Origin of the sequence: Massilia sp. LC238 (genome assembly GCF_000735635.1) — a bacterium.
Classification (GTDB): Bacteria; Pseudomonadota; Gammaproteobacteria; order Burkholderiales; family Burkholderiaceae_D; genus Telluria; species Telluria varians.
Genome location: NZ_JNNN01000062.1, coordinates 47360 through 68922, shown reverse-complemented (window position 1 = coordinate 68922; position 21563 = coordinate 47360). Strand labels below are relative to the sequence as shown.

Here is a 21563-nt window from a genome sequence, read left to right as displayed (position 1 = left end):
GCAGGCGCGACATGCCTCATGCAACAAGGGCGGCCCGTGCCGCCCTTGTTTGCTTTATCTGACGGCCGCGACCATGTAGTCGACGGCAGCCTTGACGTCGGCATCGCTGACGGCGGCGCCGCCTTTCGGCGGCATGACGCCGGCTTTCCCCTGGAAACCCTTGATGGCGTGTTCGTACAGGACAGGATTGCCCTGCGCCACACGTGCCGTCCACGCTGCCTTGTCGCCCAGCTTGGGAGCACCGGCGATGCCGGCGCCATGGCAGGCGATGCAGGCCGTATTGAAGACGTTCTTGCCGGCGTCGGCGCTGGCGACTGCCGGCGCGGCTGCCGCAGGCGCCGCAGCAGCGGCCGGTGCTGCCGGCGGGGTGGCTGCGTCTGCGGCCGGTGCGGCTGCGGTGGCCGTGGCGGCCGGTGCGGCGGCAGGGGCGGGGACGGCAGGTTCCTTGAAGCTGGCGCCGCTCTTGTTGGTCATGAAGACGACGGCGCGCGCGACTTCGACATCGTCGAGGTCCGGATTGCCGCCCTTGGCGGGCATGGCACGGATGCCTTCGATCGCGTGTTTCACCAGGGTGTCGTAACCCTGGCCGAGACGTGCGGACCAGGAGCCGGTGTCGCCAGTCTTGGGAGCGCCCGCGGCGCCGCTGTCGTGGCAGGCGGCGCAGACGGCGGCATACACGGCAGCGCCGGCCTGGAGCACCCGCGGGGCGTTGGCATCCACCAGGGTGAAGCCTGCATCGGCCAGTGGGCGGATACGGCTTTCGACTGCGCCGCTGGCCTGGCTGTCGGTGCCAGCGCCGGTCAGGCGGTCGCTGGTGGCAAAGACGACGAGTAAGATGATACCAATGACAATGACCAGGAAGAATCCTGTTACGGCGGCGACGAGCTGCTTGGGCGTACGGATCAGGGATTGATGTTCGTTGTGTGCGTCGCTCATGATTTCCTTAATTCAATAAAAAAACCTGCTACCGCGGCATCTCGTGCCTTTTTTGAAATGCCCTCAAGCAGCTGATTATAGACGTAAAGCTGCCAAAATGTAACGAAATTCGCTTGCCCGCCATGGACGGGAGGGCCGAAAGACTGTATTCTTCGGACACTTCACTCTACGCGGCTGTAGCTCAGTGGATAGAGTATTGGCCTCCGAAGCCAAGGGTCGTGGGTTCGATCCCCGCCAGCCGCGCCACTCCCCCAGAAATTCCCAGGACCGATCAGGTCACCCGTGGATTGCTCGCATCTGCGCGCCACGCATTCATCTTTTTTCTCAGTGCGGTTGCATCGCCTGAAACTTGCAAGTCGTTCATTCTTTTGTCCCGTCTTTCCCTGCGTAAGGGCAAATTTTCTATTGCAATTACGCAACACATTCCTGCCCGGTGCTTTGTAGTGCCCCTGTAAAAGGGGTGCGCACGTTACTGATGAGCACGAGTCATTTATTTTTAAAATGCTAAAATTTCTTGCCAGTTTTGCAGTTGGAGGAGTCACGCCTTGCTCCATGACGGAGTAGGTGCCTTGCACTGTAGAAATAATGGCAACGCGCCGGCACGGGATACCTTATCAAGATGTTGTTAATTGGGAGAAAAGTTTAGATACCGTTGAGAAGCTTCTTGTTTCCGTGCTATATTTGTTAAAAAAATTGCAAAAATTGGAGCGAAGCCCAATGAAAGCAGATCAGATCGTCGCAGTGGTGGGCCTGGGGTATGTCGGCCTTCCTTTAGCAGTTGAGTTCGGTAAGAAGTTCAGGACAATCGGTTTCGATTTGTCGGCCGCGAAGATCGAGCACTACAAACAGTTTCGCGACCCGACGGGTGAAGTGTCATCGGAGGAATTAAGGGCAGCCGAATGGCTGGACGTGACCACCGACCCGGCAGCCCTGGCGGCTGCGGATTACATCATCGTGGCGGTGCCGACCCCGGTCGACATTGCCCACAACCCGGATTTCACGCCGCTCCGGGGTGCCAGCCAGTCGGTGGGCAAGCACATGAAGCGCGGTGCGATCGTCGTGTACGAATCGACGGTGTACCCGGGAGCGACCGAAGAGGTCTGCATCCCGATCCTCGAAGAATGGTCGGGGATGAAATGGAAGCAGGATTTCCATGTCGGTTTTTCGCCGGAGCGCATCAATCCGGGCGACAAGGAACACACCCTGACGACGATCCTCAAGGTCGTCTCGGGAGATGACGAAGAAACGCTCGACAAGGTCGCCAAGCTGTACGAAGCGGTAGTCAGGGCGGGCGTCTACCGCGCCTCCAGCATCAAGGTGGCGGAAGCGGCGAAGGTCATCGAGAATACGCAGCGCGACTTGAACATCGCGTTGATGAATGAACTGGCAATTATTTTTGACAAGATCGGCATCGATACGCTCGAGGTGCTGCAGGCGGCCGGGACGAAGTGGAATTTCCTTCCTTTCCGTCCAGGACTGGTCGGCGGGCACTGCATCGGTGTCGATCCGTACTACCTGACGCACAAGGCGGAAATGATCGGCTACCACCCGCAGGTGATCCTGGCGGGACGGCGGATCAACGACGGGATGGCGAAGTTCGTGGCGGAGAAAACCGTCAAGTCCCTGATCGCGGCCGGTTTCCACGTCAAGGGTTCGAAGGTGAACGTGTTGGGTCTGACCTTCAAGGAAGATTGCCCGGACCTGCGCAACTCGAAGGTGGCCGACATCGTCCACGAACTCGAGTCCTACGGGGTCGATGTGCACGTCTACGACCCGGTCGCGGAACCGGACGAAGCCGAGCACGAGTACGGGATCAGGCTGGAAGACTGGGACAGCCTGCCGGCGGCCGATGCGGTGGTGGCGGCGGTTCCGCACCAGGATCTGCTGTCGCGTCCGGCAGACGAACTGATGTCGAAACTGAATGACGGTGGCCTGTTCATCGATGTGAAATCGAAGTTTGATCGAGATGCAATCAGCCGGGCTGGCATCTCGGTGTGGCGGCTGTAAATCCGGGTTCCCCCGGGGCGTCGCAAGGCGCAACCGGGGTAAGTATTCACTAAGAAAGTATTGGATCTGTGAACAAGTTTCAAGATGTCAGGCAGCACCTGCTCCAGCACCAGTACCAATGGGTGGTGACGGGCGCGGCCGGCTTTATCGGCTCCCACCTGGTCGAGGCCCTGCTCGGGCTGGGCCAGCGTGTGACCGGGCTCGACAATTTTGCGACGGGCCACCGGCGCAACCTGGACGGGGTGCGCGAGTTCGTCGGCCCTGCCGCATGGAACAATTTCAGCTTTACCGAAGGCGACATCTGCGACCCGGCCACCTGCGCCGCGGTGCTGCAAGGGGCCGACTTCGTCCTGCACCAGGCTGCGCTCGGCTCGGTGCCGCGCTCGGTGGCCGATCCGGCCCGCAGCAATGCCACCAATGTCACCGGTTTCCTGAACATGCTGATCGCGGCGCGCGACGCCGGCGTACGCCGCTTCGTCTACGCCGCCTCCAGCTCGACCTACGGCGACCATCCCGCCCTGCCGAAGACCGAGGACGTCATCGGCAAGCCGCTGTCTCCGTATGCGGTCACCAAGTACGTGAACGAACTGTATGCGGGCGTGTTCGCCAGCACCTATGGCACCCAGTCGATCGGACTGCGCTATTTCAATGTGTTCGGCCCGCGCCAGGACCCCCATGGCGCCTACGCGGCCGTGATTCCCCAATGGGTGGCTGCCCTGATCGGCAACCGCCCCGTCAAGATCAATGGTGACGGCGAGACCAGCCGTGACTTCTGCTACGTCGACAATGTTGTGCAGGCGAACCTGCTGGCCGCGCTGGCCGGGGACGAGGCCGCCAACCAGGTCTACAACGTGGCGCTGAACGAGCGTACCAGCCTGAACCAGCTGTACGCGATGCTGCGCGAATTGCTGGCCCCGCGCTTTCCACATGTGGCCGCCCACCGTCCCGAGCATGGGGAGTTCCGTCCAGGCGACGTGCGCCATTCCCAGGCCGACATCTCGAAGGCCGCGGCGCTGCTGGGTTATGCACCTGCCTGGCGCATCCGCGACGGCCTGGAGCGTGCGCTCGACTGGTATGCCGGGCATCTGGAACAAGTATGAATCGTCTTCTGCAAGCAGTTAAAAATACGAAATTCGGGGGATACCGTGTTTAAGATCTCTAACCACTACGTGTCGAAGATCGTCTTCGTCTTGCTGTTCATCGAGGCCCTGATCCTGCTGGGCGCGGCCTATGCCGGGGCGTCGCTGCGCTTCCTGGACATGGATGCGCCGATCAGCACACCGCATGTCGAGCACTTCCTGACGTCGGCAATCGCCTTCGCCACTGCCATCATCTTCAGCATGAGCGCGATGGGCATGTACCAGCTCGACGCCGACGAAGGCCTGCGCCATCCCTTCTTCATGAAGCTGATGCCGTCCTTCCTGATGGGCTTCCTGATCCTGACCATCGTGTTCTACGTGGCGCCGGACCTGTCCTTCGGCCGCGGCATCCTGGTGCTGGTGTTCGCACTGTCGGCGATCGGCATCTTCCTGGCGCGCATGCTGTTCTTCAAGACCTCGGAGCTGCAGCTGCTGAAGTCGCGCATCATGTTCCTCGGCAGCGGCCCGCTGGCCAAGGAATGCAGCGACCTGGCCCAGCGCAAGTCGAACTACCACCGCTACCACATCGCCGGCTACATCCCGATCGCGCATGAGGAAGTGTGCGTGCCCGAGGACGGGCTGCTGAAGGTACGCGACGGCGATTCGCTGCATGCGCTGGCCAAGAAATACAACGTCCAGGAAATCGTGGTCTCGGTCCAGAACCGGCGCGGCGGCTTCCCGATGAAAGAACTGCTCGACTGCAAGCTGCGCGGCCTGCGCGTGACCGACGCCGCCACCTTCTTCGAGCGCGAAACCTGCCAGATCCGGGTCGACTCGCTGCAGCCGAGCTGGCTGATCTTCGGCGGCGGCTTCGACCAGAGCTTCATCCGCACCTTCATGAAGCGCGGCTTCGACCTGGTCTGCAGCACCATCATCCTGATCATGGCCTTCCCGCTGATGCTGCTGGCGGCGCTGGCGGTCAAGCTGGAAGACCGCGGCCCAGTGTTTTATTCGCAGGAGAGGGTTGGAAAGGACGGCAAGACCTTCTTCGTGCACAAGTTCCGCAGCATGCGCGTCGATGCCGAAAAAGGCGGCAAGCCGCAGTGGGCCGCCCAGAACGACCCGCGCGTCACCCGCGTCGGCAACTTCATGCGCAAGACCCGTATCGACGAACTGCCCCAGATCCTGAACGTCTTCAAGGGCGAAATGTCCTTCGTCGGCCCGCGTCCGGAGCGTCCCTACTTCGTCGAGCAGCTGATCGAGGTGGTGCCGTATTACAATGTCCGCCACAGCATCAAGCCAGGCGTCACCGGCTGGGCCCAGGTGCGCTACGGCTACGGCTCCTCGGCCGAGGACGCGCTGCAGAAGCTGCAGTACGACCTCTACTACGTCAAGAACAACAGCCTGTTCCTCGACGTGCTTGTGCTGATCGATACGCTGAAGGTCGTGCTGTTCCGCAGCGGCCGTTGATTTTCCGGTGGCGCCGCGTGGCGCCGCCGCCATTTCCCGACTCCCCATGCCTTTGACGGCTGTTTTTTTGGGTGGCGCACGTTGACCAGTATTGCTGTCTATAGTTATAGCGTCGCTGCCGCCGCATTTCTCTTGCTGGGCGTGCTGCTGCTGGCCCTGTGGCGCGGCAGCGCCCATGTGACGTCCGTGACGGCCGCCTGCGCGCTCACCGCGCTGTGGGCCGGCGCCGTCGCCTGGGAAGCGTCGCAGGGAACGGCCGTGTCGGTCTGGACCGAGGCCCTCGAGATCGTGCGCAACGGCGCCTGGTCGGCGGTGCTGGTGCTCATGCTCGGGCACTACCGCGATCCGGATGGTTTCCTCGGCCTGCGCCGCCCGGTGCTGCTCGGGATTGCCGCCTACCTGCTGCTGCTGCTGGCCAAGCTCGTGCTGCAGCTCGACCTCATGTACAAGACCGATGCCGGCCTGGTGCCGAACGTGATGGCGCGCGTGTGCATGGCGGTGCTGGGCATGCTGCTGGTCGAGCAGGTGTACCGCAACAAGACGGTACAGGAACGCTGGATGGTGAAGTTCGCCTGCCTGGGCATCGGCGCGATGTTCGGCTACGACTTCTATATGTATACCCACGCGATGCTGTTCCACGAGATGAGCCCGGAAGTCTGGGACGCGCGCGGCGTGGTCAATGCCCTGGCGGTGCCCCTGGTCGGCACCGCGGTCAAGCGCAGCAAGTCCATGGTGACCCCGCTGGCGCTGTCGCGGCGCGTGATGTTCCACTCCGCCGCGCTGCTCGGCTCGGCCATCTACCTGCTGGCGATGGGCTCGGCCGGCTATTACCTGAAATTCTTCGGCGGCGACTGGGGCACCCTGATGCAGGTGGTGTTCCTGTGCGGCGCCTTGCTGCTGCTGGCGGGCGTGCTGTTTTCCGGCGCCTTCCGCGCCTGGCTGAAGGTCTTCATCAGCAAGCATTTCTACAGCTACGGCTACGACTACCGCGAGGAATGGATGCGCTTCACCCGCACCCTGTCCGAGCACGGCCCCAACCTGGGCGAGCGCGCCGTCGAGGCGGTCGCGGCCCTGGTGGAAAGCCCGGGCGGGGTGCTGTGGCAGCGCCGCGCCAACGAGGTCTACGAACCGGTGGCCTGCTGGGAGGCGACCGCCAGCGACAACGAGCCGGCAAACTCGAACTTCTGCCGCTTCCTGGAAAGCACCCAGTGGGTCATCGACCTGCACGAATACCGGGCGCTGCCCGAGAAATACGGCGACCTGGTGCTGCCGGACTGGCTGGCCGCCATCCCGCGTGCCTGGGTGGTGGTGCCCCTGATCCTGCACGGCAAGCTGTTCGGCTTCGTGGTGCTGCAGGATTCGCGCAGCACGATGGCACTGAACTGGGAAGTGTTCGACCTGCTGGAAATCGCCGGCAGCCAGGCCGCCAGCTACCTGGCCCTGCAGGATGCCGCCAACGACCTGATGGTGGCGCGCCAGTTCGAATCCTTCAACCGGATGTCGACCTTCGTCGTGCACGACCTGAAGAACCTGGTGTCGCAGTTGTCGCTCATGAACGCGAACGCCGAGAAGCACCGCGATAATCCGGAATTCCAGCGCGACATGCTCGACACCGTGACGCACTCGATCCAGAAGATGAAGATGATGCTGCAAAAGCTCAGCCGCAACGACGCCCCTGTCAAGCCGCTGCCGCTGACGGTCGACCGCGTGGTGCGTCAGGCGATCGCGCTCAAGGACGCCTTCGAGCCGCGCCCGGTGCTGCGGGTCGAGAACGGCGGCCTGCAGGTGCTGGCCGACAGCGAGCGCCTCGAGCGCGTGCTCGGCCACCTGATCCAGAATGCGATCGAGGCCACACCCAAGAGCGGCCGCGTCACCGTCGACATCCGGCGCGCTGACGGCTGCGCGGTGGTCGAGATCGCCGACACCGGCTCGGGCATGAGCGAGGAATTCATCCGCGAGCGCCTGTTCAAGCCCTTCGAATCGACCAAGCCGGCCGGGATGGGCATCGGCCTGTTCGAAAGCCGCGAATACATCAACGAGCTGGGCGGCAAGCTGGAACTCACCAGCGCTCCTGCCGCCGGAACCACATTCACAGTCAGCCTGCCGCTCTACAGCGAGGAAGCCCGCAACGTGGGGCAGGCCGCATGACCCGAGGACTGCCGTGACGCAAAACAAACCGAAACTCCTGATCATCGAAGACGATCCGGGCCTGCAGAAACAGCTGCGCTGGAGCCTGGATGCCTATGACGTGGTCGTCGCCGGCGACCGCGAGACCGCGCTGGCTCAGATCCGGCGCCATGAGCCGGCCGTGGTCACCATGGACCTGGGCCTGCCGCCCGATCCCGACGGCTCGACCGAAGGGCTGGCGACGCTGGAACAGATCCTGGCGCTGGCGCCGGACACCCGCGTCATCGTCCTGACCGGCAACCAGGACCACAGCAATGCGGTCAAGGCCATCGGTATGGGCGCCTACGATTTCCACCAGAAGCCCTGCGAGCCGGATGTGCTGAAGCTGGTGATCGAGCGCGCCTTCTTCCTGTACAACCTGCAGATGGAAAACCGCCGCATGCAGCAGTCGCAGGCCGACTCGCCGATGGCCGGCGTGATCAGCCGCGACGCCGGCATGCTCAAGCTCTGCCGCAACATCGAGAAGGTGGCGCCGACCTCTGCGTCGGTGATGCTGCTGGGCGAATCGGGCACTGGCAAGGAAGTGCTGGCGCGTGCCCTGCATGCGCTGTCGCCGCGCTCGAAGGAACGCTTCATGGCGATCAACTGTGCCGCGATTCCGGAAAACCTGCTCGAGAGCGAACTGTTTGGCTACGAAAAGGGCGCCTTCACCGGCGCCGCCAAGCAGACCAAGGGCAAGGTCGAGCTGGCGCACGGCGGCACCTTCTTCCTCGACGAGGTCGGCGACCTGCCGATGGCCCTGCAGGCCAAGCTGCTGCGCTTCCTGCAGGAGCGCGTGATCGAGCGCATCGGCGGCCACGAGGAAATCCCGGTCGACGTACGCATCGTCTGTGCGACCCACCAGAAACTGAAGGAACTGTGCGCGACCGGGCGCTTCCGCGAAGACTTGTACTACCGCCTGTCCGAGATCGTGGTGACGATCCCGCCGCTGCGCGCGCGCCATGGCGACGCGGCCCTGCTGGCCCATCACTTCAAGAACAAGTTCTGCGCCCAGGAATCGCGCTCGACGCTGCACTTCGCGCCGGATGCGATCGCAGCGATCGAGGGCTACGACTGGCCCGGCAACGTGCGCGAGATGGAGAACTGCATCAAGCGCGCCGTCATCATGGCCGACGGCAATACCATCGTCGCCGACGACCTCGGCCTGCCGGAGGGCGACAAGCCGGCCGACGAACCGCTGAACCTGCGCCAGGTACGCGACGAGGCAGAGTACATGGCGATCGTCAAGGCGCTGGCGCGGGTCGACGGCAACATCGTCAAGGCCTCCGAGATGCTCGGCATCAGCCGCCCGACCATGTACGACCTGATGAACCGCCACGGCATCAAGAGCGCCGCATGAAGCAGGCGCAGCAGGGGGGCAGGCATGCCCGCCGCCGTGGCCGGACCAGGCGCCGCTTGGCCCTGGCCGCGGCGCTGCTGGTGGCAGGCGGCGTCATTGCCGCCATCGCGATCGACAGCGCCGGCATCGCGCCGCGCCAGCTCGCGCCCTACATCGAAAAACGCACCAGCGGCCACAATGCGGCGATCGTCGCCGCCGGCCAATTCACCGCCGGCACCCTGCAGCGCCTCGACCGCGGGACGCCGGCGGCGCCGGAAGACCGGCAGCTGTCCGGGCTGGCGCTCGGCGCCCAGGCCAGGGCCGCGGGAGACGCGAGCCACGCCGGCACGGTGGTCGCCAGCGCCGACGCACTGCGCGCCGCGCTGGCGCGAGCAAGCCAGGGCGAGATCATCACCATCGCACCCGGCACCTACCGCTTTTCCGGCAGTGCGGGGCTGAACGCCGACCGTCCCGGCGCGCCCGACGCGCCGATCGTGGTGCGTGCGGCGCGGCCCGGCAGCGTGCGGCTCGAATTCGACATGCTCGAGGGCTTTCGCGTCAGCGCGCCGCACTGGCGATTCGAAAACCTGGACATCCGCGGGGTGTGCGGGCGTGACGACGACTGCGAGCACGCCTTCCACGTCTACGGCGCGGCCAGCCACTTCGTCGCGCGCAACAACACCATCAGCGACTTCAACGCCCATTTCAAGATCAACGCCCTGCGCGGGCGCTATCCCGACGCCGGCCTGATCGAATCGAATACCCTGGACGCCAGCCGCCCGCGCCGCACCGCCAACCCGGTCACCCCGATCGACCTGGTGGCGGCCAGCGGCTGGACCGTCCGCGCCAACGTGATCAGCGACTTCATCAAGGAGGGCGGCAATGGGGTCAGCTACGGCGCCTTTGCCAAGGGCGGCGGCAGCGGCAACGTCTTCGAGCGTAACCTGGTGTGGTGCGAGCGCCGCCTGCGCGGCCTGCCGGGACAGCGGATCGGCCTGTCCTTCGGCGGCGGCGGCACCGGCAAGGCGCTGTGCCGCGACGGGCGCTGCATCACGGAGCAGGATGGCGGCATCCTGCGCGCCAACCTGGTGGTCGGCTGCTCCGACGCAGGCGTCTACCTGAACAGCGCGGCGAATACCCGGGTCGAGGACAATACGCTGATCGACACCACCGGCATCGACGTGCGCTTCCCCACCAGCAGCGCGCGCCTGGACGGCAACCTGGTCGACGGACCGATCCGCAGCCGCGACGGCGGCCTGGTGCACGAGGGCGACAACCGCACGTCCGCGGCATGGCAGGCCTTCGCCGGCCTGCATCCGGTACGCAGCCTGTTCGTGGCGCCAGGCAGGGGTGACTTCCGCTGGAGCGGCGAGGCGCCGCTGCGTGCGCATGGACGCGCTGAGCCCGCTCTCGACCTGTGCGGCGGACGCCGCCAGCAGCCGCCGGCCTATGGCGCCTTCGACAGTTTCGGCGCTTGCCGGTCGCGCATGGAGGCGGCGGCGCGCTGATTTACCAGGAACGCACCCAGGCGCTGGTCCAGGCCGCGACCTGGTCGCGCCAGGCGCGCCGCGAGAATGTGTGGTCGGCGCCGTCGAGCTCATGACGGGTCACGCGCGGACCGGACAGCAGCTTTTTCCAGGCCGGCGTGGTCGTTGCCAGGTCGCAGAATTCGCGTCCGGTCAGGTCGGCACCCCCGATGACCACCATCACGCGCCCGCCGAAGGCGGCCAGGGCCGCATGCATGCGCTCGGGCAGTGCCGGCGCCGGCGAGGCCGGGGCCAGCGCGGCGCGCACCAGGCCGATGGCGGACTTGATCGAACGCACCAGGTCGAGGCGGCCGCTGAGCAGCCGGCGCCAGAAGGACGATTCGCCCAGGCGCTGGCGGTAATAGTGGCGCAGGGTGGTGCGCGCCAGGCCGTCGTCGGTGCGCACCCAGGGGTTGAGCAGCACCAGGCCGGCCACGCGCCGGTCCGAGCGCGCATACAGCGCCGCGGCCGAGGCGCCGTCGCACAAGCCCCACAGCACCACTTCGCGCAAGCCTGGCGCGGCGGCGAAAAAGGCGTCGATGGCGGCGCGCAGGTCGTCGTCGACGGTCTCGAAGGACCGCAGCTCACCCTCGCTGTCGCCCATGCCGCGGTAGTCGAAACGCATGGCCGGGATGCCGTCCTGCGCCAGCGCGCGCGCCAGCAGGGTGAACTGGCGGTGGCTGCCGGCGCGGTACTGCGATCCGCCGACCACGACCAGCACGCCGCGGCTGGAGGGTTCGGCAGGCAGGCTCGCTACCCCGACCAGCCAGTCGCCGCCGCAGGGGAAGCTCAGCGCGCGTTCTTCAATGCCCAAGGCGGTCCTCCCGCAACAGCGCCGAGGTCGCCGCCAGCAGGGCCGGCGCGCCCACGCCTTCGCCGGCCGCCCAGAACGGTGGGCAATCGACCGGATGGACCTGCAGCCGCGCATGCCGGCTGCGCCAGGCCTCCGCGGCCCGGGCCGCACCCGGCGGCAGGACCTGGCCGGCCTTGTCGGCGGAATGCGCGGCCATCTCGAACCAGTGCACCGGGCAGGGCGGCGTGTGCCGTTCGAGCGGCGCCAGCGCGTCGATGGCCGCGGCCAGCGCCGGGTCCAGCGCGTAGCCGCCGATTTCGAGGATGTCGCCGGACTGCAGCGCGGCGCGCAGGGCGCGGGTACCGGTCTGCTCGGAGGCGTTGTCGGCCAGCACGGCATTGACGGTACGCATGCGCAGGAACTGGGTCAGGTAGGCTTGGCCGCTGGTGACCGGTTGCCACAGGAGCAGCGCGCGCAGCGAATGCGCCGCCGCCTGCGCGTAGTCGAGCGCCAGCAGGGCGCCGAGGCGCAGGCCCCACAGCACCGGCGGGTGGGCGATGCGTTCGCCGAGCCAGGCGCAGCATGCCGCCAGGTCGTCCTTCCAGGTTTCCCAGCGGGCGTCGGCGAAATCTCCGCTGCTGTCGCCGGTGCCGGCCAGGTCGGGCTGCAGCACGCCATAGCCGAGCGCCGCCAGTTCGCGCGCCTGTTGCGCCGCGATGCGGCGCGCGCGGTTCATTTCTTCGGCAAACGGCGGCACGTAGAGGATGACGCCGCGGCAGTCGCCGCGCGGCGGATGGTAGAGGCAGAACAGCTGGCCCCTGGTGCGCTGCAGGAAGAAGGGTTCGGCGCGCGCTTCGATCGCGCCAGCGGTCATCCGGCGCTCTTCCGGGCGACGAAATCGGCCAGGCTGCCCAGGGTTTCGAAGGTGCTGGCGCTGAGGTCGTCGTCGTCGATGACGATGCCGAAATGGTCTTCGAGCGCCCCGACCAGGCTCACCACGGCCATCGAATCGAGTTCAGGCAGGCTGCCCAGCAGGGGAGAATCGGACTGCAGGCGCTGGCCCGCTTCACCCAGGCTCAGCACGTCAATCAGGATGGTCTTTACTTCGTCGAGGTACATGTCGCAATTCCACGCAGGCGGTGCGCCGTGCGCACCATGGGTCGATTATACATTCGGGCGCAGCAGGGCCAGGCGCGCTCGTGCCATGCCGCCCAGGCGGTGCACCTCGTCCAGCACGGGATGGCCGCTGGCGCGCAGCAGCAGGTACCAGGCCAGGGCCAGCACCGGGAACATCAGCAGCAGCCGTACCAGCGGAACCAGCGTGGACGGCAGCGTCAGCGCCAGCAGGGCCGCGACGGCGGTAGTACCGGCAGTCACGAAAGCGCTAGGCAGCAAGGCGCGCAGCAGGGCCAGTGCTCCGAAGCCGAAGTAGCGCTGCTGCTGCAGCAAGGTGACCGGCGCGGCCACGAGTGTCGCCAGGGTCAGTACCCAGCCGAAGCCGGCCAAGGTACCGTCGAACAGGACCACCGCGAAGCCGATCCGGGCCAACAGGGTCACGGCCACTGGAGCAGCGCTGAGGTACGGACGGCCGATGGCGGTGACGGCAATCGGGACATAATGGAAGGCCATCATCACCCCAGCGGCGACCGACAGCGGCAGGATCGCCGGCACGCATTCGAGCCAGGCCTCGCCATACAGGGCCAGCACGATATCCCTGCCGAGCACGGTGGTCAGGGCCAGCGCGGTCCAGCCAACCCCGGTCAGCAGACTGGTCGCCCGCGTCAACACCGGTACCAGCGATTCTCCGCGGTGATGGGCCTGCGCCATATACGACACGGCGCCATAGCTGACGGTCGAGCCGGCTACATGGGTAAAGATGGTCACCGTCGAATTGGCGCGGCTGAGCAGGCCGACCTGGCGCGCATTGCCGAGTTTACCCAGCAGTAGGTCAGGGATGGCGTTATTGAGCGCCACCATGCAGCTCGACAGCAGGGAGCCGAGGCCGAAATGGGTTACGCTGCGCCAGTGATCGAAAGACGGCAGCCAAGGCATATTCTTCGGGCGCAAGGGGACCAGGGCCACAGCGCAGACGATGATGTTAATCAGGTTGGCGTAAGCCAGGCTCAGGCTGCCGTGACCGAGCTTGGCGAGCACCACACAGCTGACGCAAAAGCTGAGGGTGCCGGCCATGTTAACGATTGCCTGCTTCTCGGCGGCAAGTTCGCGCGTCAGGAGAGCATTGGTGATGGCGCCGAAGGGAATCAGGAGGAAGCCGATCGACAGCACCTGCATCACCGGAATGATTTCCGGTTCCTGGAACCAGTTGCCGATGGATTCGCTCGATAGGAACATGGCGATCGCGATGAGCCAGGACGAGGTGAAAACCACGCCGGTAGCGGAGCGGATTTTGTCGGGCGTGAGGTCGGGTTCGCGCTGGAGGTAGGTCGAAACGCCGAAGTCGCGGAATACCCCCGCCAGGTTGACGAATACGACCGTCATTGAATAGACGCCGATCTCCGCCGGGCTCAGGATGCGGGCCAGAAGGATACTGACCACGAAGCGCATCAGGGTAGCGCCGGACGAGGAGAAGAAATTAATGACCAGCGAACGACGCAGATCTGCCATGGTGAGACTTGTTCCTGGTAACGGTGAGGCTGGATTCCTAGGCCGGCACGCTTCCTATCAGTTTGATCGCTTGGCGCGAGGTTGCCTCGTACTTGCTGTTAATGAAGCGCATCGAGCCAATGAAGTGGAAGAAGGCGGTGTCGCCGTTCGCACAATCCGGAGTACCGTATTTCGGGAAGGGCAGGGCCTTGGTGCCGGTCGCATTCGCGATGAGATAGTTCGAGGTTACCTGTTCGGTGCCCCAGCGTTTCCAGTCTTCGCCCAGTCTGCCGCCCATGCGGCGCGAGAAGTCGATCATCTGTTCGCGCATCGCCGCCGAGCGCGGGAAGCCGGTGAAACCGGAACAGCCGCGGACGTAGCGTGCATCGGCCGGCAGGCCGACGTTGGCCATCTCGGCCTCGGAGATGCTCTGGATATGCGCGCCCGGGCGCACTTTCGGCAGCGCGTTCTGGCGCGTCTCTGCCAACGAACGGATTGGGGTGTCAGGTAGCTCACCGAGGACGAAGCCGACCCCGGCTTTGACCGCCTCGAGCACTTCCGGGATCGGGCGAACCGTCAGGGTATCAGCGTCGAGCTGCACGACGTAATTATCGGGAGAAAAGTTCGCGATCGCGAACAGGCGCTCCCAAGTGCCCCCACGCGGCATATCCTGGTGTGTGAACTCGTCGGCATCGCGCAGTTCGATATGTGGCACATGCTGTTTGAGAGTGGCACGGTCAGTGGAATTGATCGAAGGGTCGCAGACGACGACGACGCGTTCTGGATTGAGGAAGTGGGCGAAGGATTTTACGGCCACCAGGTAGGACTGGACGTCGCGCTGGTGCACCATCGACAGGAGCATGAAGGGCTGCGTTCCCTGCTTTAGGGGGGCGGTAGCCAGAACTTGCCGGACGACCTTGTTATATTGGCCCCGAAAGTAGTCCCGCTTGACGCGCTGGATTACCCTGCTCAGTAAAGACATTTCTGCTGACTCCTGTGTCGGTTCCGCCGGCACCGCACGCGTACCAGCCTTTAAATCGGTGAAACGATTTGCTTGGCAACTTCCTTGCCATAACGCACAACATTATATGCTGCAACTCCGCGCACACACGGCACACATAACAAATTTTCAAGATAGTTGTATGATCCGGCAAAATTTGTTTCATTTGCGCATGATTGACTCTGCAGAGGATGAGCTTACAAACAAAAAGGGCGTCCAGGAAATCCTGGACGCCCACTTTGCGACTTGGCTTGCTCTTATTTGCGTGGAATGATCGCGAATTGCGGCGCCACGCTATAGTCCGGCTTCGCGTTGCGACCGATGAAGGTGGTCCATGCTTCGCTGCCGTTGGGGACGCCCGCCGTCGCAGCCACAGCCAGTGCAGGCTGCATATTTGACGGGTAGCCCAGCGCAGATGTCGAATAACCGGTCATGCGGCCCACTTGCCAGGTATGGCCATCGGCGCGCGTCAGCCAATCGGCTTGCGCTTGTGTGGCGCAGGGCTGGTCGATGTAGCGTGTGCCAAGTGGGTCCGTGATGATTTTACGGTCGTCATTTGGAATACCAACATCGTTAAAGTTGGCCCGGTACAGCTGTTCGAAGCTCGTATATATTGGGGTGGTCGTGCTGTCGCGGAACTTGAGCGCATAGGAGGCCCCTTGGATCCAGCAATAGCCCGGCGCAGTCATGCGGCCGACGGCATACTTCGCTTTCCATTGCAGGATCGGCAGCGCCTTGGTGAAACCAAGTTCGTTCAGATAGCCGAAGCTCCAGGTAAAGAAGTCGTCCTGCCACGGGGCCGAGCCGGTCACCGCGAAGCCGCCGCCCGAGCCGTCATAGACGCCCAGGTTGTTCGGATTCCCGACGACGTAGGTATTGTGGTAGAACGCCAAGTTGTTGTCGAGCTGCTGGTTGAAGTAGCCCTTCAACGGGTGCTGGTCCGGCGTGATGTAGGCAGCATGGCCGAGCGTCCGCAGCGACCAAGCCTGTCCACGGAGCTGTTGCCAGCGCACCAGCCCTTGGCCGAAGCCGGCGTTGCCCGGATCGGTTTCCAGGGGATTGCTTGCCGCCCAGAAATGCAGCTCTTCCAGATAGTAGTAATCACCAGTGATCAGGTAAGGCAGGTAGACCATCGACGGCTGATGCGCGGTGTCGACCTTGTACGGCGACCAGCACAGGTTGCCGTCGTTGTTGGCGCAGCGCGGCACCGGTAGTGGACCCTTATGCGCCATGTTCATGTGCGTGGTGATCAGCTTGTTCGCTTCATTGTCTGTACGCACCGGGTAGCCCGTCTTTTCATCGCGCAAGTGCATCGGCCAAGAAGCCGAGCCTTCCGCCACCGCCATCATCACGTCCTTGGCGCGCTTGTCCTGCGACAGCAGATACATGACCGAGAAGCCGGGGAGCGGGCCGATGTCATTGCGTCCGCCCGTGGTGGGCATGTAAGGATTGATAATGCCGATGTTCATCGGGCCGGTATTGCTGTCGCTGAGCTGGGTGCCTAGACGGGTCAATTCCTTTTCCGAAGGGATCAAGGACTGGTCATAGTTCGGTACGGCCTTGCTGGCGATCAGATAGGCGGCATTGTGCTGGAAATGGAGCTCCGGAACAGTGGCCGCATCCCACCATGCCGACTGGCGCCAGCGCGAGTGGTGGTAGTGGACCAGGTCGTTTTTGGTATAGACCGTGCGGTCACCAACGTCGAGCTTGACGTTATAGGTAAAGTTGCGAGCGCCAGAGGTGAAGGTCTTGTCGTTCTCTATGCTGACGGAGACGTGGGCCTTTTTCGACAGCGCGGAATACCAGCGCACGTCGAAGCGGGCATTCAGCAGCGGATGGGCGACACCCGACGCGTTCTTCAGCGGCACCGCCATGATCCATTCGTTGGCCACGGTGCCCGACAGCCAGTTGACCGGGTTGCCTGCGGCCAGCGCATCGGCCAGCGAGGCCGTGTACTGGACATTGTCCAGGGTGATGGTGACCTTGCTGTCGAGGCCCGAGGCGGCGAGTTGCTGCAGCGTGACGTTGGTCGGCGCGGAAGCGCTCGATTTCACCAGGGTCAGCGTCTGGGTCTGGCCTGCCGCCAGAGCTGGCAGGACGCCGGACACGATCACGTGGCGCACCGAGCCGTCGGCATGGGTGGCCTTGATGTCGGCCTGCAGGGGGATGATGCTGCCGTCGGCCAGCTTGCCGGCCAGGCCTTCGGTCTTTGCCATCTCGCCGACGGCAATCACTTGGCCAAAAGTGAAAGGCACATTGGCCTGGGCGGCGCCGGTGTTCTGGATGCGGATGTCGGTGATCGGCGCGCCGACCACGATGGCAGGAGTCGTGGTGGGGGGAATCGGGGTGCCGGTAACCGGGGTGATCGGCTTCGGTGCGTAAGCGGTCGTGACGGTGGCCAGCGAGACGCTGGCGCTGCTGCCTGCGTCATCCGCGCCGCCGCCGCCGCCGCAGGCGGCCAGCAGGACTGCTGCAAAAAGTGTGCTCATGCCTTTGACGGGACGAGAGCAAAGGATGCTGACGGGTGTATTGCCATGCTTGCTTGCTTTGGTCGATTTCAGGTTATTCATTTTGGAATTCATGATTATAGGCAAGTGTTCTTAGGAAATAATTTCCTGTGAGAACTTTACTTTACCCGAATCACTAAATTCCGTGTTTAGTATTTAGGCAATTTCCACGCGAAAACAACAGAAAATCGGCATTTTACTATCTAGATCAATAGGTACAGTCAAGCCACACCGGAGAAATTGTAAAAAAATCGCAATGAAGTGTGGCATAACTGAATCATAAAAATGAAAAAATGTTTAGATTCATACACTTATATCTATTTTATTGCTACTTATTCAAATGGGTTTTTATATCGATAGCAATTAGAATTCGACACTGGATGGAATGGCAATACGCTAAAAATGCAATATTTCCTCTTATCAAAATGTCGCAATAAAATTATATGATTGAGGTTTTTGCAAAACAGAATATGCTGCGCAGACGGTTTGCCGCTGGAGGCCTCGAAGAGGTCTTGCCTGTGCTCTGTTCTTGTTGTGCGCAGAGCAACAACATTGATGTGTTAATATGGAAATATAGTGAGCAGCAAGGGCTGCTGCGCTCAACCGCATAAGGCGAAACGTGTCACGCTCCGGCAAAGGCTTTTCCCATCACGCTCTCCGATACGAGGGCGAACGCGACGATTGGTGTTCCATCCCGCACCCCGGTGCGGGAGCCGGAATCCAGAACGGACGCCCATGCCGGTAAACGACAAGCGTGTGCGGGCGCGTCTCGCACCCGGCAGCCGTCCCGTGCTGGTCGTGGTCGTGGATGCCGAGGAAGAGTTCGCCTGGGACCGGCCCTTCGACCGGCTCAACGTCGGCACCACCTCGATCGCGGGCCAGCCGCTGATGCACGAGCGCGTGTTCGACGGGCTCGGCATCGTGCCGACCTATATGTGCGACTGGCCGGTCACCACGGCGCCGGCTTCGGCGGCCACGCTGCGGCGCCTGATGGAAGAGGGCCGCTGCGAAATCGGCGCCCACCTGCATCCCTGGGTGTCGCCGCCGCACGTCGAGCAGGTCAACCGTTTCAATTCCTATGCCGGCAACCTGCCGCGCGAACTCGAATACGAAAAATTGCAGCGGCTGACCGAGGCGATCGTCGACGCCTTCGGCCACGTGCCGCTCGCGTTCAAGGCGGGCCGCTACGGGCTCGGCCGGCATACGGCGGAATCGATCGCCTCGCTGGGCTATGCCATCGATACCAGCGTGGTGCCCTACACCTCCTTTGCCTACGACAGCGGCCCCGACTTCCGGGACCATGACGAGCATCCGTATTTTTTCCAGGCCGGCCAGCGCGCGCTGCTCGAAGTGCCGGTAACCACCGGTTACGCCGGCTGGCTGCGTAGCTTCGGCCCGCAGCTGTTCGAACTGGCGCAGCATCCGCTGGCGCAGCGTGCGCGCCTGGGCGGCATCATGGCGCGCTCGCGCGCGCTCGAACGCATCCGCCTCAGTCCCGAAGTCGCGAGCGGGGCCGAGATGCGGCGCCTCGCCGCCAGCCTGCGCCACGCCGGCTGCGAAGTGTTCACCCTGACTTACCACAGCCCGTCGATGGCGATCGGGCACACCCCTTATGTGCGCAGCGCCGCCGACCTGGAGCGCTTCATCGCCACCGTGCGCGATTTCTGCACCTGGTTCCGCGACGAGCTGGGCGGCCAGTTCGCCAGCCTGTCGCAATTGCGGGACATGGTGGGCGGCGGCCCGCAGGAAATGCAGGCCGGGCCGGCCGACAGGGAAATGAAACAGCGCATGCTGGGCTGAAGCCCGCGCTGCCCGCCGCTCATTCGGCGGCGGCGGCAGCGGCAGGCGCCGGCTGGCGCCGCGCCGCCAGCGCATGCAGGCGCGCCAGCAGCGGCCAGCGGTAGCTGTTCAGGTGGTACATGGTCCGGATCTCGTCGGTCCAGCGCAGATGCCATTCCATCACCCGTCCGTAGAACTCGATCCGTTCGAAACGGCCGTCCTCGAAAATGTCGCGGCAGGCTTCCTCGCGCATCAGGAGCGCCGGCGACAGCGCGCCGCCGAGGCTTTCGTCATAGGCGGTCTTGAGCACGACCACGCAGCCGCCGCCCTCCACGCACAGGTCCATGGCCGCCAGGCGGTCGCCGATGAAGTAACGGTAGACGCGCGCCGCGCCGCGCCGGGCAAAGGCTTCCAGCATGGCCCGGTAGAACCGGCCCTGCGCGTCATCGCCGCGCACCGCGCTGCCGGCCGCGCCTTTCCAGCCTTGCGTTTCCAGCATGCCGTAGTCGCGCACCGCCGCCGCCATCTCCTCCGGCGTCCGCAGGACCTGCAGGCGGGTGGCGCAGCCTTCCTGCTGCAGGCGCTTGCGCTGTTTCTTGAGGTTGCTGCGCAGGTTCTTGCCACGCGCATTCCAGTAGGCCTCGAAGCCGGGCGCCAGGCTGATGCGGGCAGTCTCGATGTAGTCGAGGGTGCGCGTGCGGGCGCTGGCGTCCGGGCGCGGCAACAGCATCGGATCGCACTGGGTGATGCCGAGCACCAGGGCGGCGCCAGGCAGGACGCTCAGCAGGCCGGGAATGTAAGGCTCCGGCGAGCCGGCATCGCGCTGCAGCCAGAAGCCGACCGGCGCCTGCGAAGGCTGGAAGGTGGCCCAGCGGCCCAGGCCGGCGGGCGCCATCACGGTCATGACGCGGGTGAGGCCGGCCTCTTCGTACCAGGCCAGCAGTTCTTCTCCGCTGCCGAGGGTGTCCAGCGCGGCCGCCAGGAAGTCGGCCGCCAGCAGGGGCGAGCCGCCGGTGGTGGCATGCAGCGCCTGCCAGCGGGGAAGGTGGTCGTCGAATCGGGACGCGGGAACGACGGTCCAGCTCATGCCGTCAATGCCGGTGTGGCGCCGAGTGCGCGCCGGAGGGCGTCGCGCAGCCGATCGCGTTCCTCCGCGCGCAGTTCCTGGTGGCAGGGCAGGCCGATCAGCTGGCGTCCCAGCGCCATGCTGTTGGCGCAGGTGGCGGCGTCGACGCCGGGCCACAGGCTCGCACCGAAGCGCACCATCGGCACGCCGGCCGCCTGCAGGCTGGCCGCCACCGCCTCGGCCTGGTCCACTAGCAGCGGGAAGATCCAGGGGCAGGCGCCCTCGGGCAGCGTCGGGTGCAGGGGCCGGCAGCCCGGCAGCCCGTCGAGCGCCTGCTGGAGCTGCAGGTAATGGCGGCGGCGAAGCGCGACGATGCGCGCGCGCGACGCCAGGCGCACGGTCAGGCGCGAAAACAGCGAGGAGCGCTTCTCGAGCCAGCGCGGGTCGAAGTTGTAGCTGCTGTCCGAGGAATCCGGAGCAAGGGCCGGGGCGGCGTCACCCGTAGGGCGGCGCGACTTGAGGGCATTCCAGAGCGCGCTCTTGAGGCGCAGCGGCAGCGACAGCGCCAGGCGCAAGGCTGGCAGGCGGCCGTGGGCGAAGGCCATCTCGAGCGCCGCCAGCGCGGCCTTGGCTTCGAAGCCAAGGCCAGCCGAACGCAGGGGAATGCCAAGGGGGTGGCGGTGCGACACCAGGCAGCCGCCCTCGTAGATCGGATAGAACTTCATGCTGCTGCCGATCGCGTAGTCGCCGGTGCTGCCGACCGGGGTGCCCGCATGGTGGCCGAAGAAGGCGTGCGCGCAGTCTTCCAGCAGCATGGCGCCGTGCGCGTCGCACAGGGCGCGCAGGGCGCGCAGGTCCTGGGGAAAACCGAAGAAATGGGTCGCCATGACCGCCTTCACGCTGCCATCGAATTTGGCGGCGATGTCCTCGAGGTCGATGGTGCTGTCCGGGTGCACCCGGTAGAACACGACGGAGGCGCCGCACCAGTGCACCGGCGGGATCATCGAGGGGCTGTGGTAGGCCGGCACCAGCACGGTGTGGCCCGGGCCTACCCCCATCTCGCGCAAGGCCAGGCCGATCGCGATGCGTCCGCTCGTCACCATGCGCACCGCGGCCGCATCGAGCAGGCTGGGGAGGGAGGCGCCGCCGCGCTGGAAGAAGGAGGCCGGCGACAGGACGGGAACGGAAGGCAGTACCCGGCGCGGGGGAGCCTGGTGAGCTATTGTCGACATGCATTAAATATAACATGCGTTATCTCCGGCAACGCGTCGGATAGCGTGTGCCGGACGGC

17 protein-coding genes and 1 tRNA gene are annotated in these 21563 nt (G+C 64.6%); 9 read left to right on the top strand and 9 right to left on the bottom strand.

What is annotated here, in order from left to right:
- Nucleotides 1-54: 54 nt before the first annotated feature.
- Nucleotides 55-936 (bottom strand): cytochrome c5 family protein, encoded by an 882-nt coding sequence (locus tag FG94_RS16790; protein WP_036214041.1) that lies wholly within the window; start codon nt 934-936, stop codon nt 55-57.
- Nucleotides 937-1106: 170 nt separating this feature from the next.
- Between FG94_RS16790 and FG94_RS16785 the strand changes: the two genes are divergently transcribed.
- The 7 genes from FG94_RS16785 (at nt 1107) to FG94_RS16755 (ending at nt 10505) form a co-directional block, all read left to right on the top strand.
- A tRNA-Arg gene (locus FG94_RS16785) sits at nt 1107-1182 on the top strand.
- Nucleotides 1183-1653: 471 nt separating this feature from the next.
- Entirely contained in the window at nt 1654-2943 is a 1290-nt protein-coding gene (locus FG94_RS16780; protein ID WP_036214039.1) for a nucleotide sugar dehydrogenase, read from the top strand.
- A gap of 68 nt (nt 2944-3011) precedes the next feature.
- Nucleotides 3012-4043 carry an SDR family oxidoreductase gene (locus FG94_RS16775; RefSeq protein ID WP_036214037.1) on the top strand — a complete coding sequence of 344 codons (1032 nt, stop codon included), beginning with the start codon at nt 3012-3014 and terminating at the stop codon, nt 4041-4043.
- A 45-nt stretch (nt 4044-4088) separates the two neighbouring features.
- Nucleotides 4089-5492: a TIGR03013 family XrtA/PEP-CTERM system glycosyltransferase gene (locus FG94_RS16770; protein WP_036214035.1), complete on the top strand. Its 1404-nt coding sequence runs from the start codon at nt 4089-4091 to the stop codon at nt 5490-5492.
- 81 nt (nt 5493-5573) lie between these two features.
- Nucleotides 5574-7640, top strand: a complete 2067-nt coding sequence (gene prsK / locus FG94_RS16765) for an XrtA/PEP-CTERM system histidine kinase PrsK (protein ID WP_036214033.1) — start codon at nt 5574-5576, stop codon at nt 7638-7640.
- Nucleotides 7641-7653: 13 nt separating this feature from the next.
- Complete coding sequence (gene prsR / locus FG94_RS16760) at nt 7654-9018, top strand: PEP-CTERM-box response regulator transcription factor (RefSeq protein ID WP_036214031.1); 1365 nt, start codon at nt 7654-7656, stop codon at nt 9016-9018.
- Nucleotides 9015-10505 (top strand): right-handed parallel beta-helix repeat-containing protein, encoded by a 1491-nt coding sequence (locus tag FG94_RS16755; RefSeq protein ID WP_081926041.1) that lies wholly within the window; start codon nt 9015-9017, stop codon nt 10503-10505. The genes prsR and FG94_RS16755 overlap by 4 nt, the downstream gene beginning before the upstream one ends.
- A 1-nt stretch (nt 10506) precedes the next feature.
- Here the strand turns inward: FG94_RS16755 and FG94_RS16750 are convergent, their stop codons facing one another.
- Genes FG94_RS16750 through FG94_RS16730 form a run of 5 tightly spaced genes read right to left on the bottom strand, consistent with a single transcriptional unit; the run spans nt 10507 to nt 14782 of the window.
- Complete coding sequence (locus FG94_RS16750; protein ID WP_200879993.1) at nt 10507-11337, bottom strand: hydrolase 1, exosortase A system-associated; 831 nt, start codon at nt 11335-11337, stop codon at nt 10507-10509.
- Nucleotides 11327-12190 carry a hydrolase 2, exosortase A system-associated gene (locus FG94_RS16745; RefSeq protein WP_051996859.1) on the bottom strand — a complete coding sequence of 288 codons (864 nt, stop codon included), beginning with the start codon at nt 12188-12190 and terminating at the stop codon, nt 11327-11329. Before FG94_RS16745 ends, FG94_RS16750 begins: the two co-directional genes overlap by 11 nt.
- On the bottom strand, nt 12187-12435 hold the full coding sequence (locus FG94_RS16740; RefSeq protein ID WP_036214029.1) for an acyl carrier protein: 249 nt from the start codon (nt 12433-12435) through the stop codon (nt 12187-12189). The genes FG94_RS16745 and FG94_RS16740 overlap by 4 nt, the downstream gene beginning before the upstream one ends.
- A gap of 45 nt (nt 12436-12480) precedes the next feature.
- Nucleotides 12481-13941 (bottom strand): oligosaccharide flippase family protein, encoded by a 1461-nt coding sequence (locus FG94_RS16735; protein WP_036214028.1) that lies wholly within the window; start codon nt 13939-13941, stop codon nt 12481-12483.
- A 37-nt stretch (nt 13942-13978) separates the two neighbouring features.
- Nucleotides 13979-14782 (bottom strand): hypothetical protein, encoded by an 804-nt coding sequence (locus tag FG94_RS16730; protein WP_036214025.1) that lies wholly within the window; start codon nt 14780-14782, stop codon nt 13979-13981.
- Between the two features lie 85 nt (nt 14783-14867).
- Between FG94_RS16730 and FG94_RS27370 the strand changes: the two genes are divergently transcribed.
- Complete coding sequence (locus tag FG94_RS27370) at nt 14868-15194, top strand: hypothetical protein (protein ID WP_152571017.1); 327 nt, start codon at nt 14868-14870, stop codon at nt 15192-15194.
- On the opposite strand, the gene FG94_RS16725 is transcribed toward FG94_RS27370, so the two are convergent.
- Nucleotides 15178-17490, bottom strand: a complete 2313-nt coding sequence (locus FG94_RS16725; RefSeq protein ID WP_152571016.1) for a hypothetical protein — start codon at nt 17488-17490, stop codon at nt 15178-15180. The genes FG94_RS27370 and FG94_RS16725 overlap by 17 nt on opposite strands.
- Before the next feature lie 672 nt (nt 17491-18162).
- Between FG94_RS16725 and FG94_RS16720 the strand changes: the two genes are divergently transcribed.
- A complete protein-coding gene (locus FG94_RS16720; RefSeq protein WP_200879991.1) occupies nt 18163-19227 on the top strand; it encodes a polysaccharide deacetylase family protein in 1065 nt (354 codons plus the stop codon).
- A 19-nt stretch (nt 19228-19246) separates the two neighbouring features.
- Here FG94_RS16720 and FG94_RS16715 read toward each other — a convergent pair whose 3' ends face one another.
- Both FG94_RS16715 and FG94_RS16710 read right to left on the bottom strand, forming a co-directional pair.
- Nucleotides 19247-20293, bottom strand: a complete 1047-nt coding sequence (locus FG94_RS16715) for a GNAT family N-acetyltransferase (RefSeq protein ID WP_036214023.1) — start codon at nt 20291-20293, stop codon at nt 19247-19249.
- Nucleotides 20290-21504: an aminotransferase class I/II-fold pyridoxal phosphate-dependent enzyme gene (locus FG94_RS16710; RefSeq protein WP_036214021.1), complete on the bottom strand. Its 1215-nt coding sequence runs from the start codon at nt 21502-21504 to the stop codon at nt 20290-20292. Before FG94_RS16710 ends, FG94_RS16715 begins: the two co-directional genes overlap by 4 nt.
- Between the last annotated feature and the right edge of the window lie 59 nt (nt 21505-21563).

What these genes read in the sequence shown, in the direction of transcription:
- FG94_RS16790 (WP_036214041.1), bottom strand. Translation starts at nt 936, where the DNA reads ATGAGCGACGCACACAACGAACATCAATCCCTGATCCGTACGCCCAAG.
- FG94_RS16735 (WP_036214028.1), bottom strand. Translation starts at nt 13,941, where the DNA reads ATGGCAGATCTGCGTCGTTCGCTGGTCATTAATTTCTTCTCCTCGTCC.
- FG94_RS16745 (WP_051996859.1), bottom strand. Translation starts at nt 12,190, where the DNA reads ATGACCGCTGGCGCGATCGAAGCGCGCGCCGAACCCTTCTTCCTGCAG.
- FG94_RS16740 (WP_036214029.1), bottom strand. Translation starts at nt 12,435, where the DNA reads ATGTACCTCGACGAAGTAAAGACCATCCTGATTGACGTGCTGAGCCTG.
- FG94_RS16755 (WP_081926041.1), top strand. Translation starts at nt 9,015, where the DNA reads ATGAAGCAGGCGCAGCAGGGGGGCAGGCATGCCCGCCGCCGTGGCCGG.
- FG94_RS16720 (WP_200879991.1), top strand. Translation starts at nt 18,163, where the DNA reads ATGCCGGTAAACGACAAGCGTGTGCGGGCGCGTCTCGCACCCGGCAGC.
- FG94_RS16725 (WP_152571016.1), bottom strand. Translation starts at nt 17,490, where the DNA reads ATGAATAACCTGAAATCGACCAAAGCAAGCAAGCATGGCAATACACCC.
- FG94_RS16710 (WP_036214021.1), bottom strand. Translation starts at nt 21,504, where the DNA reads ATGTCGACAATAGCTCACCAGGCTCCCCCGCGCCGGGTACTGCCTTCC.
- FG94_RS16715 (WP_036214023.1), bottom strand. Translation starts at nt 20,293, where the DNA reads ATGAGCTGGACCGTCGTTCCCGCGTCCCGATTCGACGACCACCTTCCC.
- FG94_RS16730 (WP_036214025.1), bottom strand. Translation starts at nt 14,782, where the DNA reads ATGCTCCTGTCGATGGTGCACCAGCGCGACGTCCAGTCCTACCTGGTG.
- FG94_RS16780 (WP_036214039.1), top strand. Translation starts at nt 1,654, where the DNA reads ATGAAAGCAGATCAGATCGTCGCAGTGGTGGGCCTGGGGTATGTCGGC.